Source organism: Oleiphilus messinensis (assembly GCF_002162375.1).
GTDB classification, from domain to species: Bacteria; Pseudomonadota; Gammaproteobacteria; order Pseudomonadales; family Oleiphilaceae; genus Oleiphilus; species Oleiphilus messinensis.
This window is the reverse complement of record NZ_CP021425.1, coordinates 5536438-5552419: the sequence shown is the minus strand read 5'-3', so window position 1 is coordinate 5552419 and position 15982 is coordinate 5536438. Positions and strand designations below refer to the sequence as shown.

General features: G+C 49.9%; 9 protein-coding genes. 2 read left to right on the top strand and 7 right to left on the bottom strand.

Translation table 11 applies throughout. From position 1 onward, the window contains the following. Positions 1-146 precede the first annotated feature (146 nt). The 7 genes from tagF to OLMES_RS24045 form a co-directional block, all read right to left on the bottom strand. Positions 147-848 carry a type VI secretion system-associated protein TagF gene (gene tagF, locus OLMES_RS24075; protein ID WP_087463590.1) on the bottom strand — a complete coding sequence of 234 codons (702 nt, stop codon included), beginning with the start codon at positions 846-848 and terminating at the stop codon, positions 147-149. Positions 849-860: 12 nt separating this feature from the next. Then, positions 861-4355, bottom strand: coding sequence for a type VI secretion system membrane subunit TssM (gene tssM / locus OLMES_RS24070; RefSeq protein WP_087463589.1), 3495 nt, complete (start codon positions 4353-4355; stop codon positions 861-863). A gap of 75 nt (positions 4356-4430) precedes the next feature. After that, positions 4431-5396, bottom strand: a complete 966-nt coding sequence (icmH, locus tag OLMES_RS24065) for a type IVB secretion system protein IcmH/DotU (protein WP_087463588.1) — start codon at positions 5394-5396, stop codon at positions 4431-4433. Between the two features lie 177 nt (positions 5397-5573). Then, positions 5574-6911: a type VI secretion system baseplate subunit TssK gene (gene tssK / locus OLMES_RS24060; protein ID WP_087463587.1), complete on the bottom strand. Its 1338-nt coding sequence runs from the start codon at positions 6909-6911 to the stop codon at positions 5574-5576. Between the two features lie 30 nt (positions 6912-6941). Further along, positions 6942-7418 carry a type VI secretion system lipoprotein TssJ gene (gene tssJ, locus OLMES_RS24055; RefSeq protein ID WP_157678527.1) on the bottom strand — a complete coding sequence of 159 codons (477 nt, stop codon included), beginning with the start codon at positions 7416-7418 and terminating at the stop codon, positions 6942-6944. A gap of 116 nt (positions 7419-7534) precedes the next feature. Then, positions 7535-9676 carry a type VI secretion system-associated FHA domain protein TagH gene (gene tagH / locus OLMES_RS24050; RefSeq protein WP_198343108.1) on the bottom strand — a complete coding sequence of 714 codons (2142 nt, stop codon included), beginning with the start codon at positions 9674-9676 and terminating at the stop codon, positions 7535-7537. Between the two features lie 532 nt (positions 9677-10208). Further along, a complete protein-coding gene (locus OLMES_RS24045) occupies positions 10209-11180 on the bottom strand; it encodes an alpha/beta fold hydrolase (protein WP_087463584.1) in 972 nt (323 codons plus the stop codon). 385 nt (positions 11181-11565) lie between these two features. On the opposite strand from OLMES_RS24045, the gene bluB reads away from it, so the two are divergent. After that, on the top strand, positions 11566-12369 hold the full coding sequence (gene bluB / locus OLMES_RS24035; RefSeq protein WP_087463582.1) for a 5,6-dimethylbenzimidazole synthase: 804 nt from the start codon (positions 11566-11568) through the stop codon (positions 12367-12369). Between the two features lie 154 nt (positions 12370-12523). Then, positions 12524-15916 (top strand): response regulator, encoded by a 3393-nt coding sequence (locus OLMES_RS24030; RefSeq protein ID WP_087463581.1) that lies wholly within the window; start codon positions 12524-12526, stop codon positions 15914-15916. The last annotated feature ends 66 nt before the right edge of the window (positions 15917-15982 follow it).

Sequence of the window (15982 nt, the reverse complement as noted above, 5' to 3'; positions counted from 1 at the left end):
TTTGTATTTCTTGCAAGTGGTTGGTAAATGGCTACTTTTTTGCAACCGGTGAAGTTTGTCGTCATTATAACTATATTACAATCTAAAAAAATGTCTTGTTTTGTTGCAGACCCTGGTTTGTTATTTACCTTTGGCTCCGCTGTGGTCTAATTAAACTCCCGCCAATACCAATTACTCCATTTTCCAGTCAACATTGCAGTATAGCTTACCGGACGGGGAAGTTTATTTGTGGTCAGCAATACTGGGGATACTTCCTGGCTGCCGGTAGACCACCATAGACAATAGGGTTCGCCCAAGCGCCGTAGCAGAAAATCACTCATTCCAGGGGCAGCGCGCAGTACACGGCTTTCAGGATTATCAATATGGATTACGGTTTGATAGTCTTTGTCCTGACAAACGTCCGTAGCCATCCCGGCTTCAATGACTTCCACCGAGGGGGTGGCGAGCTTGTAGGCAATTTCTTCCGCTTTCCAGCCTTGCTCCAAAGCTTCAACAGCAACATTCTCGATTTCAGTGAACCAGGCACTGGCGAGGCTCATGAACACAGAGAGCGTTGTGTTTTCCGGCAATTGCGCAACCAGCGTTAGTGGGTAGTAGCGTCCCACGCTGTCAACACTGGGCAGCATAATACCTGCCCAGGCGTTCTCGTGGTCAACAATGCCGGGTGACAGTGCAAAGCGCCAGATGGGACCAACCAGATAGAGTTCCAGCCACTGGCTTTGTAACTCTTCCTGGCTTGCCAATAACGCTTGCTGAAGCCAGCTGTCCCAAACTGAAACAAAGTCAGGGGCAACATTGTACTGTACGAAATCACCGTGACCAGGAAGTTTGCCAAAGAGTCCAGTCATAACCTATCCCTGTTAAAGTGAAGTTGGACACGAATACAATCGCATCCAGGATGATTGAAACGGGTTCAGGAAGCTATTGGCCTTGATCTGATAATCAACTTTCCGACCTTCCACATCAAATGTTGCGAAGAAGGTATTGGCCTGATTGGCTTTCTTGACCGTTGCTGAATCAAGTACTTTGAACAGCGCCCAATCTCCAGTGTAGTTTGCATCTCGCAGTGTTTCGTTAATATCTTCAAACAACAACCGGATTGAATTGTCACCCTCTCCCGGCCAGCTCAGAGAGACAGGGAGTTTTGGCCCGTGTGAGTAGCGCACTCGCGTTTCGCCGAAGCGCAATTCGAAACGGCGAACGCTGGAGTCCATTCGGGTCGGCGTCAGCGTGAAGTCAACCGAAGCGGCAGAGGCATCTTTGCGGAAGAACACCTTACGAATGGTATCAGCTCGTTTGATTTGCGTGAGCGCCGCGCCGGAAATACCAATCGAACGACCGTTGAGTGACTTGGGTGACCAGTTTTTCGAGGTCGAGATAAACGGGGTCAGAAATTCTTTGATAAAGCTTTCTTCTATACCACCCGGTTTGAAGAATTCGGTAAAATCAGCCAGTGCAACATCTCCTGAAGCGCCGGAGAACGGGTAGCGCGAGCCCAGAGAGGCTTTGAAGGGTTGATAGACCCGGCTGTTCCACGCCTGGTTGAGGTGTGCTTTACTGTTGCCCAAAACCACTTTCCAGCTTTCGTCAGCAATGGCACCTAACCAACCCTTGAGTGGGTTAGGGGACTGATTGGATTCCACCAGAAGGCCTCGAATCGGGTCGTCTCCGGCACCTTGAAAGCGGCCTTTGGCAAAATCGAATGCGGCAGCCTGTTGGCTGGGTGATAAAGCAAAACCCTCAAGCAGTTCACTTAGACTTTCCAGCTTGCGAACGACATTCTCCAAGGCGTTGGTATCGATTAGATCGTGCAGCTTGCTGAATTCCTTGTCCACTTGCGTTGGTGGCAGTGCATTTTCCTGCAGGGCTGCCACGGCTCCGCCTATCGCAGCGCTATTGCTGTTTGCGGCATTGGATTTACTGGCAAGCTGCGCCAGTCTTGGCGTCAGGGATGTCTGGTTTGACGCGATATTCAGGAAGCGCACTAATGGTGAGTCTGTCGTCGAGGTCAGGGTTTTGAGGATATTGCGGGCATCGTTCATGTTGGCGAAGCTTTTAACTCGCAAAGTCGTCAGAGCTGATTTCCATGTCTCTGTGTATTCTGCGAGATACAGTTTTTTCACCTTCTCCGCAATGTTCTCAATATCCTTGTCGGTAAAGTCCTCAGTTGTTTCAGTGCCGACTACCCATTGCTCACTGGCAAACTTGCGAACCAAGTCAGAATCTTTGGAGAGGTCCAGCTTGTCATAGCCTGCTTTGGTGAATAAAAATGGTACTTTCAAGCGTGATCCGTTAGACGTGTCGTTAAATGCTGCTTTGAGGCTGCGACCGACTTCCAGCTCCAGGTCGATTAGTCGTGAGTATTCCGGATGATTCCGAATCTGATTGTAGATGCGTCGTTCAATAGGCACCTCTCTGGCTTTGTTTCGAGCTTGTTCCAAGACGACGGTATTGTAGTTGATCGGTTGGTAACCATGGGTCAGTGCGTCCGCGAGGAAGCCTTTAAGCTCGCCTTGCAGCGCGGCTTTGCCCTGGTATTCCTGCAGCCAGTCATCGGAGAACCAGCGGGTCAAAGCCTCGGGTTCGAGGCGGCTTTTGTCCCCCAGCATCAGATAGACTCTCAGGGCATTGTAGAGTTCTTCATCATCTTTGGTGGTTGTCAGTATGGTTTGCAAGCGGTAAGCCAGTGCCGGAATGTAGTACTGTTGCAGGCCTGAGTAATACGCTTTGGTTGCGGATTCTGGCACACTGCCGTCGTACATACCCAGGCTGGATAACCAGGGGGCACTCAGTTCGGTATAAATCTGAGTGGCTTCATCCAGCGGTTTCAGCACTGCATCCACTTTCTCCATGTCATAGTTGGAACCAAACGATGCCTGAACGGCGGTTTCATGTTCGGATATCTTCTCTGTAACCTCGGACATCAGACGCTTGTTCTGGATTAAACTGGAGGCCCAGACACCAATCGTTGCAAGGGTGAAAACTGCCATTAATGAAATACTAATGGCCCGGATAACTTTTAACTTGCGTTCAAAGCCCCGGTTGAGTCCGACAATCCCGGCTTCCGGGAACATGATTTCCCGCAGCAATCGATTGATAAAAAAGCTTTTACCCTGGCCTGGTGGGGCCGCGAGCGATTGAACATTGATCCCGTAGTGAGAGGACAGGGAAGAAAGAACACGATCAATCGGAGAGCCTTCCTGAGTGCCGCTGGTGAAATACACCCCGCGCAGGGCTGGTGGTTTCTGGTAGCGGTTTTCCGCAAAGATCTCCTGTACAAATGCGTCCAGAACATCTTTCAGTTGCTCGAACTGAACCGGAAAATTTTCAATTTTAGCGAGTCTTTTGGTATCTCGTTCGTGATGCATGCGCCAAATCAGGCGATCATTCAAGCGTTTTGCCAGCGCCAGAAATTCACTGGAGAAGTAATCGGCGTAGTTGCGGTTGGCGGCTTGTTCTTCATACGGGAAGGTGATGCCCCAAACCTGTTCCCGGTCCGATTGGCCGAGGTCTTCGAAGTATTCCGTGAAGCCGGCGATCAAGTCACATTTGGTGATCATGAAATAAACCGGAAACTCAATTTCAAAATAGGATACCAGTTCCTGAATCCGGCTTCTGATCGTGTCTGCGTGCTGCGTTCGCTCGGTTCGGCTCAGCATCAGCAATTCGCTGATACTAATGGCAACAACAACGCCGTTTATGGCTCTTCGGGGGCGGTGCTTTTTCAGCAGTTTAAGAAAGTTCTGCCAGGCGCTGCGGTCTACCTCTGCGTCACTGTCCTGTGTGGTATAGCGACCGGCGGTATCGATCATCACCGCTTCATTGGTAAACCACCAGTCACAGTTTCGGGTTCCTCCCACACCGCCAATCCCTTTCAGTCCGAATTTTTCCTTGAGTGGGAATTGCAGGCCGGAATTGGCAAGCAGTGTTGTTTTTCCGGCTCCCGGAGGACCAATCACCAGATACCAGGGTAATTCGTAGACTGTACGTTTTTTACCTTTTTCCCCGAAACGTAATGTCTTTATGGTACTCAAGGCTTCGTTAAAGCGAGCCTGAAGTGCAGCCGACTCTTCCGCAGAAGCCGAGTTATCCGGTGCAACCTGTGCACTTTCTTTGTTGATGTCTTCAATCAGGTTGTCGCTTTGGTTCTTTTGCTTCATCTGAATCCGCAGATTATTCAAGCCCCAGAGAACCAAGAGGACCATGATGATGACCAAACGGGCCATGGCGGAGAGCGGCGTTGGCGGATTGCCGAACGCGATGTAAGCACCGCCAAACCAAACCGCAAGACACAATGCGGTGATTCCGAGAATACTTAAGAAAAGCGGGTTTTTGAAAAACGCTAAAAAGCGCATTTGCTGCACTCCCTATTAATTGGATTCTGTTCCATCTAATTGGATTATGTTCCGGCTAACTGGATCGAGTTTCGTCTAGTTGGATCGTGTTTCGTCGATTGCACTGTTTACTATCGATCCGTTTTCTTCCGGTGTCTGGGCTATTTGTAGCAGCTGTTGCGCCACGGGCGTGGTTGTTTGCGCCTGCCAATAGCGAAAGCCTGCGTAAACGCCGACAAGTATGAAAAGAAAGACACTGGCATAAACCCATAACGGAATAAACTCGGTAACCCGTTTGCTTTTGAATTCAATTCCGTGCCAACGGGGAGAGAGGTCCCGCTCGAATTCGCCACGATGTCGGGCGATGGTCTGATAAAGGTTATCCTTGATCTGCTCCAGCTGTGCGTGTCCTCTTGGGTCGAGGCGGTATTTTCCGACGAAGCCCTGAGCCAGCAGAAGGTATAGCAACTCCAATGCATCGATGTACCGGGCAGGTGCCTCCAGTAATCGATTCAATATCAGGAAGAACTTTTCACCACCAAAGGTTTCATTGTGGAAGGTGCTGAGCAAAGAGTGTTGCGCCCAACCACATTGTGCTCCCCAAGGCGTATTCAGAATGGCCTCATCGAGTGCTGAGCACAATACATACCGTGCGGAAACAACGACTTCGTTCGCGGTTTCCGCTTCTTTAAGCTCTCGTTCAAATGATTTGACACCGGTAATCAGTTCGTTACGCAACCCGGTAATGTCATCATGGCGATTCAAGCCTCGGAGTTGGCCATGCAGTGCCAGCAGTTCACTCGCCGCTGCCGCAATTTTATTCAACCCCTGTACGCTACTCGTCAGGCCCATATCCCCTGAGGGTGAAATGGGGGATGATGTTTGTTGTGCCATCCCCTGGGAGGCATATTGGCGAGGCCCGGAGCGCTGATCGCCGCCAGGTGTTGGGCGTTTGGGGGCCTGTCGCTGATTGCGCCCGGGAGTGGGTACAACCAAGGTCCGATCTCCGCGACCTGATTGGCCCAATCCCGGGCCAATGATCGTTTTGTCATTGTCGCGCATCTGCTAACTCCTCTAATCGAATTTTGCTATTTGCCCACATATTGCTATTTGCACACGATTTATTTATGAAAGTGTAGTCGTTTTCGCGCATTGTCTCTGCCTCACGTATCCTTTCCGATCGTGGCTGGACGTAATAGCCGTCCCTGTCTGCCGTTTCCGCTTGAATAGCGTTGAGAATTAATCCCGAATTGCCCAAAACTCCATCTCTAACCCCGGGAAATCCCCGGCGATGTGTAATGCAAAACCACCCGATTTGTGCATGGAGCGCCAGTATTCACTGTTTCTGTCCAACTGGAAGTAGGTAAAGCCGGTATGGAATGGAATCTGACGCGGTGCAACCGGCAGGGCCTGAAGTCCAATGCCGGGTAATTGTGCATTGATGAGTTCGCGAATCTGCTCCACTGGGCCAATCTTGACTTGTGTCGGGAAGATTGCACGTACCTGATCGCTTTTGATATTGCTCTTGATCGCCAGAATAAATGTGGCTTTCTCCAGAAGTCTGCGATCCGCGATAGGCGAAACGTGGATCCCGTATTTGCGTTCTGCCAGTTCCAGAGCAATCGCGGACTGCTCCAATACGGTGCTCAAACTGCGGCGTAATTCGGTGATCAACGGACTATAGGTTTCGGTCAGCTCTTCATGGCGATATTCTGCGAAGTTGGGGGCCCGGCGTTCGGGATTGGTGAACGTGGCCATTTCGCCGCCGACCTGAATGAGCTGCAAGTAAAGATCTTGTGGATGAATCAGTGGTGTGTAATTCAAAAAGTCTGCCATCGGCTGGAGGCGGTTCAGCATTTGCAGGAGCATGTAGTCCGATGCCTCTGCAGAGCCAGCCCGACCGCTATCTTTCATTCGTGCCGCCAGTGTTTCTGCCCGGTGGTTGATCAAACCCGAAAACTCTTTCAGAAAGCCGCCAATTACGGAGTTGATTTTGCAGTTGAGAAGAGGGGGGATGTACGTATCATCCAGTGTAATGGTTTTGTCTTCCAGGCACTCCTTGATACGCAGCAGCCCCATCGTGATGTAGCCACTGCGGTCTTCATTTTCCAGTAGCAGTTTCAGCTGCAGCTGGCCAACCTGAATGGCGCCTTCGTCCCCTTCGCCGGTTACGTTGTCAACAAAGTGGCGCTCTGTGGCTTTGTAACGGGTGATGCTGCCGGAATTGTCCTCTCCGATTTGAACTTCAACCGCGCCGGGGCGTTTAACCGGAAGTGCCAGAAATACAATTTGCTCCCGGGTGCCGGGGGCGATATCCCGGGCCTGGATACCATCATCAATCTCGGGGGCTTGAATGGGGGTGCCATCAGGTAATACGGCTTTGCAGCGGTTGACGGCTACTTTGCCTAATTTCAAGAGCTGGTTATCAACTTCAAGTTCTTCAAAACCGAAGTGAAAGGGGCGAGTCGCCCTTACCCGACCCTCGACGTAACCGGAAATAAAACGATCCTGTTGTTGAAAATGCTGAGGCCGGAGGAACATACCTTCGGACCAGACGACTTTGCTGCTCGTTGTCATTAGGCAAACCTTGTTGAAATTCCCAGCCTGTTAGTGTTTCTCAGACATGGAGAGCTTATTAATGTTGACGAAATACTTATTAGTGGTGTGTGCTTCAATCGGCAGAATCAATTTGGCCTCTGCATCCTGGTACTGCACGTATTCCGCGAGAATTCCGATATAGGCCGTGTCATTGGACAGTTTGAACGTTTCAATGCGTTCTTCTCCGGGTATAAACTCTTTCAATCGAACGGTATCGATTACGTCTTTACCCAGTCGTTCTGATGCATTACTCAACAGTGAAATCAGATCTTCCTGCTCAAATTGTCGGTTATCCTTAAGAAACAGCAGGTTGATAACAATTGGAGAGGGTCTGCCGTTGGTGTCCGGGTTGACGGCACTGGAAATATTGAATTTTAATTGGGCTTCTGTATCGAAACCCATGAATTCCCGGAATGAAGCACAGGATGACAGCAGCATCGCTGCCAGTACAATCGTAAAAATGGCTCGAATATTTTGACTAAACATGTGACGCATATTTCCCTCTGTCTAACAACAAATTAGTGTGAACTCCATTGTACTGATGCAGGTGCTAAAGTCACCCTCGCAGGCCTTATTCGACCAAGGTATCCTTTGATTATGGTTTATCTTCCAGGTGTTTTCCCCTTTCGTGCAGCCTTGAGTTCATGCATTCGTCGTTCATAGGCCTCGGCAAATATCTCACCGAAGAATCGCTTGAATGTGTCTTCCTTGTCTTGTGCCAGATCCTGGTAGAAGTCCTGGTATGATTCCCAGTTCTTACCTTTGCGCATGCCCATAAAATTTTTACCCTTACGGCTATTGAAGCGTTCTTCCAGTTTTTCCGGATTGAACATTTCGAGCATGCTGTCGTAAGCCGATCGCATTCCGTCAAACAGGGCAATTTGATGATCTGCAATGTCGGCAAAACCATCGACAATGGATTCCACTGGTGGCAAGTAAGCCTTCCCTGTTTTGGTAAACATGTTTTCAAGCGCATCGTCTGGCGTGACCGAGAATTTAAGCGGGTTGTTTTCTGCCGCCTGAATCATCGTCATATTCATGCGAAACGCGCTTTTTATTTCATTTCTGGCTCGCAGAGATTGCATCATGCCTTTTACGGTTTCTTTTACAACTTTGGAAACAACCGTCGGGAGCACTTCCTGCTGTTTTTCCGATAGCGCTTCCAGCCCCAGTTTGTCCGCCAGTATCTGGCCGGTATTACTGTTCTCCGGGCTACTGGCATGTACTGGGGGTTCCGGCATGGAAACCCCGGGTGGAATGGTGGGGGTGCCGGATGACTTTGTGAGTTCGGAAGGTTTCGATGCTGACGGGCCGACTGGTTTTATTTCACTCAGGATCGCGTCTTTTTCTGCGTCGCTTAAAGATGTGAATGCATCTGCCGGTTTCGCTTTGAGCAATTCGTCCAGTTCTGCTGCGGGATCAATGATTTGCTCATCTGTATCATGTTTGGCAACACTGACCGCAGGTGGCGCTTCAGTTTGATCGAGGCCGAGATCATTCAGGAAAGAGTCGGGGATGTCCTGTTTTGCATCGGAGATCGACGCTTCCCTTTTAGGTTCAACAGATTCAACAGGTGCAACAGGTTCATCAGGTGCAACACTGTTTGTAGGCTTCGAAGGTGATGTCTCAACAGCGGGTTGCAATTTTGTTACGGCATCTTCGGTTGTGGATGAGGTTTCAGACGCGCGGTATTGGGGCTGTAGAACGCCGTCCGGGCCTGCCTTTAATGCCATCGGGTTCAGCTGGGTCCGGTTCGGGTCTTGTTCATCCGCCATGTCTTCTCGGGACGTGAGCGGTGATGATTCGGTGGAGACTTGTGGTGATTGACCGGTTAACTGCCCTACTGATTTTTCAACTGACCGTTCAACGCCACCCAGAAAGTCGTCCAGCTCACTTGCCATTGCATCACCCTTGGTTTCCGGTTGCTCCAGGGGCGGCGGTGTGAATGATGCCGGGGCTGGAACTGGCGACTTTTGCATTGGTGGCTCATTCGTACCGATTGCAGCAAGTGGGTCATCCACAGGGGCATTCGACTGTATGCTTGGCAACTGGATCACGTCCCGATTCATGTCGGGCATGCCTCCGTCGAATGAATCAGGAATACCTTGCGATTCAAACGGAAACCCCTGGCTGGCTAAATCATCGCCGGAGTTTGAGGCTCCATCAAAGGCAGCGAGCGGGTCTTCGGATGTCGGCTTGTGATTCAGGTTACCGAATAGGCTGTCGTCCAGGCCGCTATTGGAGCTGGAACTGGAGCCGGAAAAGGGTTGCAGTGATGGCCCCGGAGGCGGCTCCTGAGGTTGCATGGGCTCCAGCCATTTGTCCAGGTCATCAAACGATTTACCCTCTTGGCCGGCAAAGGTTGCTTCGGGAGTGGCAACAAATCCCAGAGTTTCATCTGATGCAATAGCGGATTGTTCGGCATTGATAATACTGATTTGTAACGTGTAGTCCCCGAAAAGAAGTTGGTCACCATCAGTCAGGACTTGTTTGTTGTCTGGCCCCAGTGGGTATTCGTCGTCGTTAAAATAAATGCCATTGGTGCTGGAGTCGACAATATAGAACGTCCCGGCTTCAAAACAGATGCGTCCATGGGTTGATGAAACATGGCGGTTGGGGTCCGGCAATATCCATTGGTTGGCCGGCCCGCGACCAAAACTGCCCCCGGATTCTCCAAATTCCTCGGTTTGGCCTTCCAGGCCGCAACCTTCAGGACAGGTAATGACTGATAAAACCAGCTTCATACAAATATCCTTGCAAAACGGTCTTCGATTGAAAATTTGCTCGTTTAATCCTGAATTCATACCTGTTAACGCTTGATCCGCCAATGAGTGTTGCTATTTCTAAGCGTTATTCGTGGACGATTCCACTCATTTAAATGAGTAAATAAATGAGTAAATTGGATGTGTCGGGTGTGCTGCGCCACCAGAGGCCGCTCATTTGGCCTTGTCCGACAGGGTAAATTCAGGTGTCAGAATCATTAAAATACCATAACTATAGGTCAAAATGCTTATAGTTGCTTGTGATTTATCGCGCAGAAGTGATTGGATATTAAGGAAGATTGGCCGAGAAAAAAAGGGGGCAAGGCTGCCCCTGCAAAGGTTGCTCATGGGAAAGACAGAATCACAAAACAAACAATTGTCTTCGTGATATTTCTAGTAGCGTTAGTCAGCTCGCCTTTCCCTCAAAAAAATTTCATTTTTCCCTTTTTTTTCTCAGACTCTACTGTTGCCTTGGTGCAGGTTTTGGCTGGAACAGCCTTTCGTTCACACCATTCTAATTCAGATGATCGGCGGCTTTACTGTTTGCAAAGGCTGCGTAGTCCGTAGTTTCAATCGAGTCACCATTCAGGAAGGCCATCGCATCTTTAACGGTTATTTCCGGTATTTCTTCCATGGGCATATGACCCGCAGTGGGGTAAACCTTTAACAGTGCATGGGCGATATCTTCCTGCCAGCGTTGCGAGAGTTCAACCGGTACCCAAGCATCCCGTCCGCCCCACATTAACAGGGTCGGGGCTGTAATGCTGTGAAAAGGCATGGGTACCTCCTGAGTACTTCGCGCTTTGAGCATTTCAAATGTTTTGATATAGGCTGTTTTCGCCCCGGGTCGTTGCGACATGTGAACATAACGGGCCATGTGTTGCTCTTGGATGCGATCGGGATCTCCGTAGGTATCTTCCACATTGGCGGTAACTAACAGTGGTGGCGCGACCAGTTTTCCCATTTGCTTTATGCCCGGTAATGTTGCGAAGTCCATTACCCAGGGCGTTTTTTGGGGGTAAGCGACTGGGTCAAGAAGAATCAGCTTTTTTACGCGATTGGGGTACTGGGAAGCATATTGGGCACTAATGTATCCGCCCAGTGAGTTGCCCGCCAGATTGATACGATCAAGTTCCAGTACATCGATAAACTTTGCGAAGGTATTGATCAGAAACTCCTCATTGAAGTCATCTTCATTTTCAGGACCGCCGGTTAAGCCATATCCCGGAACATCCAGTGAAATCACTTTGTAGGATTTACGCAGTTCAGTGGCCCAGTCATCCCAGGTTTGAAGTGATGATACAATACCGTGCACCAAAACCACCGGTTCGCCGTCGCCTTCCACACGGTAGTGAATGTTCAGGCCATTGATTTCGATAAACTGTGATCGTTCGTCGGTATATTTTTTCTTGAGTTCATCCAGAGGAATTGAAGCGATGCCCATTGCGTTGGTGAGCGAGGGACTGGCTTTCATCGCGGCAGTCATGCTTGAGCATCCTGAGTTCAGCAGCATGGCTGAAAGGATCAGAATAAGCAGCGGTATAGTGTTTCTGATTGGTCTCACGTGTCTCTCTCCCGGTGTAGTCCGTGGCTTGTTGATTGTTATGGGTGGCATATTAGAATTTATGTGCAAAATACAGGGAATTACAAATTGTTACAGTGAACGGGTCCTGCTATTTTGTGGTGAATCGTCAAGTGTTGTGAAAATGTGCGGTCTATCAGGCGATGTCTTCAAGCCCGGATGTCTTCAAGCCCGGATGTCTTTAAGCCTAAATGCCCTTAAGCCTGAATACCGGGAGCCGTGCTATGCTTAAGCGCGCTATCCTGTACCGAACGGTATTTCAATTCAGACCCCAGAATGATCAGTAAAAATGAATGAAAATTTAACGACTAAACTGCCCAGGCACAAAGCAAAATCAAGTCCGGAATTGGACGATACACCACCAGGCCGGTTTTCTGATGGTGATCGTGCCGGGCTTTATAAAGCGATTTATGAACGACGCGATGTGCGCTCGGAATTTCTGGCCAAGACCGTCCCTGAAGATGTGTTGGCCAGAGTACTGCTGGCGGCCCATCATGCGCCGTCAGTTGGGTTTATGCAGCCCTGGGATTTCCTGGTGATTCGCTCTTCACCGGTGCGGGAACAGATTTATGATGCATTTGTCTCAGCCAATGAAGCATCGGCTGAACAATTTGAAGGGGAACGACAGTCTCTCTACCGCTCGCTGAAGTTGGAAGGCATTCTTGATGCACCGCTTAATATCTGTGTGACCTGTGATCGAAACCGCGCCGGGCCAGTTGTTCTTGGACGCACGGTCGCCCCGGAAATGGATCTTTACAGCACCGTTTGTGCGGTGCAAAACCTGTGGTTGGCGGCTCGCACTGAAGGTTTGGGGGTGGGCTGGGTCAGTATTATCCAGCGGCAGGCGCTTCATGATATTTTGGGAATCCCTCAGAATATCGTGCCCGTTGCCTATCTTTGCCTTGGTTACACGTCCAGGTTCTACCGATCTCCGGAATTGGCGGAAAAAGGCTGGCGACAACGTTTACCGCTCGATTCGCTGGTGCGTTTTGATGGTTGGGATTCTACGCAGGAATCAACCCATTTGTCTGACTCAGAGGAAACGCTTCTAGAACGTATCCGGCAGCGACAGAAACATTTTGATTTTTTCTAGACTACTGTACACGTTCTGTAGAGGCCGGTTTCTCCTAGAAACAAAATACTCCTGAAAATTAGCTCAGGCTTGAGAATATTCAACTATGATATCAGGTGAGAGTTCTTGCTCCTGATACTACGGAGCGAGCCGCTTGTTTTCATGGAGTGTCCTTATGGGATTTGAACCGGTCGCCGTTGAGGAGTTATTACGTCAATTCAAGGTTGACGAAGACGATCTTGCCCGTATCCGGGCATTTGGTGTACTTCAGGAGGTCAGTGTTGAGGCATTGATCCACGATTTCTATGACTGGCTCGAACATGAGCCCTGGTTTTCCAGCTTTTTCTCCGGTGGTGTCCCGCCCCGGGTAAAATCCCTTCAATCAGGCTACTGGGTAGATTTCCTCAAAGGCATTGTGGACAGTGACTACGTAGAACGTCGTATCGTAGTGGGCAAGGTTCATGCGGTGATTAATTTGCCTGTTTCCGCCTATCTTGCCGGCATGAATTTTTGTCAGGATTGGCTCGCAAATCGTGCCAGGGAGGTGGTGTCGGATGCCGACCAATGTTTTCAGTTATTGCAGTCTCTCTCCCGCTTGGCGCAGCTGGATACCAATATCGTCATGCATGTTTATGCCTCCCAAAGTATGGAGACGATTCGAGCGCAAGGCGAGCTAACCCGGAAGATTGTTGCTGAGGTATCCAGAGTGGTGAGCGCCGCTGCGAATGGCGATTTTACGCTGGCTTACAATCGGCAATCGGGAGACGACACACTGGAAGAACCCCTTAACCTCATGGTGTCGAATCTAAAGCGTTTTAACCAGCAGAGTGAGCAGGAAAAATGGATTAAAACCGGAATTGCAGATCTTGCCGGGGTTATTCGGGGGGGCCTGACCCTCAGCGAAGTGGCTACCAATTCACTCACTTTTCTCGCGCGCTACTTACGCGCGCTCGTTGGTGTCATCTATGTTGCCCAAGACCCCAAAGTCGTCGTGCGCGCTAGCAGTTATGCCTGTGTTTTCGATGCCGATGACAATCCCGATATCAATGCCGGAGATGGGCTCGTGGGTCAGGTTTTGATTGATCACGAGCGCAAACACATCTCTGATCTACCGGGTGACTATCTTCAGGTCTCGACCGGGCTCGGAAGCCGGAGCCCCCGTCATATTTATTTGCAGCCACTTATATATGAACGGCAAGTGAAAGGCATTATGGAGCTCGGTTTTTTTGATGCGCTTGATTCAACGCAATTGGCTTTGCTTGAACAGATCAGTGAGCCTGTTGCAGTGAGCATTAATTCCGCTCTGGATCGGGACAAGATGGAGCACTTGCTCAAAGTTTCGCAACAAACCTCCCTTGAGCTGGAAGCTCAGCAGGATGAGTTAAAAGGGGCGAATGAGGCTCTGGAGGCCCAGGCTCAGGCGCTGAAGCAGTCCGAAGAGGCCTTGACTGCACAGAAAGATCTGCTCGAGCACTCCAATCTGGAGTTGCAGCAAAAAACCCAGGATTTAGAAACACAAAAAATGGAGATTGAAGCTGCTCGCGAAGAGTTGCAGTTAAAGGCTGAGCAACTTTACCTGACCAGTCAGTATAAGTCCGAATTTCTGGCCAACATGTCCCACGAGTTGCGCACCCCGTTGAACAGCCTATTGCTACTGTCTCAATCCCTGGCTTCCAACAAGCTGAAAAATCTGAACGATGAGCAGGTAGAAGATTTAAACGTTATTCATAATAGTGGCCAGTCCCTGTTGTCCTTGATTAACGACATTCTGGACTTATCCAAAGTTGAAGCGGGTAAACTGACGATCGTGGTGGAAGATACCCCACTTTCAGAATTAACAGAACGTTTACGTAAACAATTCAAGGCCGAGGCCGAAAAACGTGATCTGGCCTTTCAGGTGCATTTGCACGATGACGTTGTGGGCTTGTCGATACAAACCGATAAACATCGTCTGGAGCAGATTTTACGTAACCTGCTGTCTAATGCATTTAAATTCACTCGCGCCGGTGAGGTGTCTTTAGCGGTCAGTCGCACCGCGGATGGTGTGGTTTTCCATGTAACCGATACGGGTATCGGCGTGTCTGCAGAGCAGCAGAAAGTCATCTTCGATGCGTTTCAACAAGCGGATGGGTCTACCAGTCGAGCCTATGGTGGAACGGGCTTGGGGCTGACGATTTCCCGCGAACTGGCGTCCAGGTTGGGGGGGGAGATCGCACTAGACAGTGAACTTTGTCGCGGGAGTACTTTTTCGTTGAGTATTCCGCTTCGAGCGCCTGCATCAGCACCGGAAATCCCTTTGCTCAGGGATTCCAAGGGGGCGTGTCGTTCGCAAACCGTGGACGCATCGGCTGATACGCCCCTGACTGAGCGAACCGCAGGGGCCATGCCGGCGGAGAAGCCACTATTGATCGTCGAAGATGATGCCGACTTTGCCCAGACGTTATCGCGCCTGGCCATTCAGGGTGGATTTACACCACATGTTGCTGCGAGCGGTATGGATGCGTTGATGAAAGTCATGGTGCTATCACCCGTCGGCATTGTACTGGATGTGGGATTGCCGGATACCGATGGCCTGCAGGTTCTTGAAGCATTGAAATCATCACCGGTAACCCGTCAGATACCGGTGCATATTGTTTCGGGGCGGGAAGATGTTGATATTGAAACGCTACGCCGTGGTGCAATCGGTTTTTTGCGAAAACCCGCTGCGCTGGATGAACTCAAAGTGTTATTTGCCCGATTTGAGACGTTGTTGCAGCGTGGCATCAAGCATGTGCTTGTCATTGATGATGGCACCTCGTTCCGGGAGATTAATCAAAGCCTAAACTTGAGTGATTTACAGATTCATGTTGCCACGACCCCGGAGGCTGCGTTTGATCTTTTACAAGCCGAGGCCATGGACTGCTGCATTCTGGACCTGGACCTGGATCTGGGAAATTTTGATGGCCTTGGTTTTTTGAAAACAGTTGATGCAGATACGGATTTGAATCTACCGCCGGTAATCGTCTATACAGAGGACACACTCAGTGAGGTGCAGTTTAATGAGCTAAAACGATACTCCGATAGAGTCGTACTCAAAGGCAGACACTCACCAGCGCAATTGAGTCAGGAAGTTACGCTGTTTCTTCGCAGCATTGATGACCGTTTACCCCCCAGCATTCAATCTGACGTTGCCAATGACCCACTTCCCCCCGGAAATCTTGAAGGGCGTAAGGTTATGGTCGTGGATGATGACTTGAGAAACTCTTATGCACTTTCAAAGATGCTTCGGGAGCATGGTGTGCGCATTGTCATGGCGGACAATGGTCAGTTAGCGCTGGAGAAACTTCTGGCCGAAAGTGATGTCGATTTGATATTGATGGATATTATGATGCCAGTGATGGATGGGTACGAGGCTATGCAACGGATCAGGGCCGATATCTCCGACAGTATCCCGATTATTGCGCTTACGGCAAAAGCAATGGCGGATGACCGACGCAAGTGCATTGAAGCCGGGGCAAACGATTACATGGCGAAGCCCGTGAATATGAACAGTCTTATGTCGATGATGAAAGTATGGCTATACCACTAGGGTCGGTTTGAAATTGACCGTGCAGAATGCAAATTGGCAGTTGTTATTCTCGAATCTTTAATCTAC

Coding starts and splice junctions, on each gene's coding strand:
- tagF (WP_087463590.1), bottom strand. CDS start 848: ATGACTGGACTCTTTGGCAAACTTCCTGGTCACGGTGATTTCGTACAG.
- tssM (WP_087463589.1), bottom strand. CDS start 4,355: ATGCGCTTTTTAGCGTTTTTCAAAAACCCGCTTTTCTTAAGTATTCTC.
- icmH (WP_087463588.1), bottom strand. CDS start 5,396: ATGCGCGACAATGACAAAACGATCATTGGCCCGGGATTGGGCCAATCA.
- tssK (WP_087463587.1), bottom strand. CDS start 6,911: ATGACAACGAGCAGCAAAGTCGTCTGGTCCGAAGGTATGTTCCTCCGG.
- tssJ (WP_157678527.1), bottom strand. CDS start 7,418: ATGTTTAGTCAAAATATTCGAGCCATTTTTACGATTGTACTGGCAGCG.
- tagH (WP_198343108.1), bottom strand. CDS start 9,676: ATGAAGCTGGTTTTATCAGTCATTACCTGTCCTGAAGGTTGCGGCCTG.
- OLMES_RS24045 (WP_087463584.1), bottom strand. CDS start 11,180: ATGACTGCCGCGATGAAAGCCAGTCCCTCGCTCACCAACGCAATGGGC.
- bluB (WP_087463582.1), top strand. CDS start 11,566: ATGAATGAAAATTTAACGACTAAACTGCCCAGGCACAAAGCAAAATCA.
- OLMES_RS24030 (WP_087463581.1), top strand. CDS start 12,524: ATGGGATTTGAACCGGTCGCCGTTGAGGAGTTATTACGTCAATTCAAG.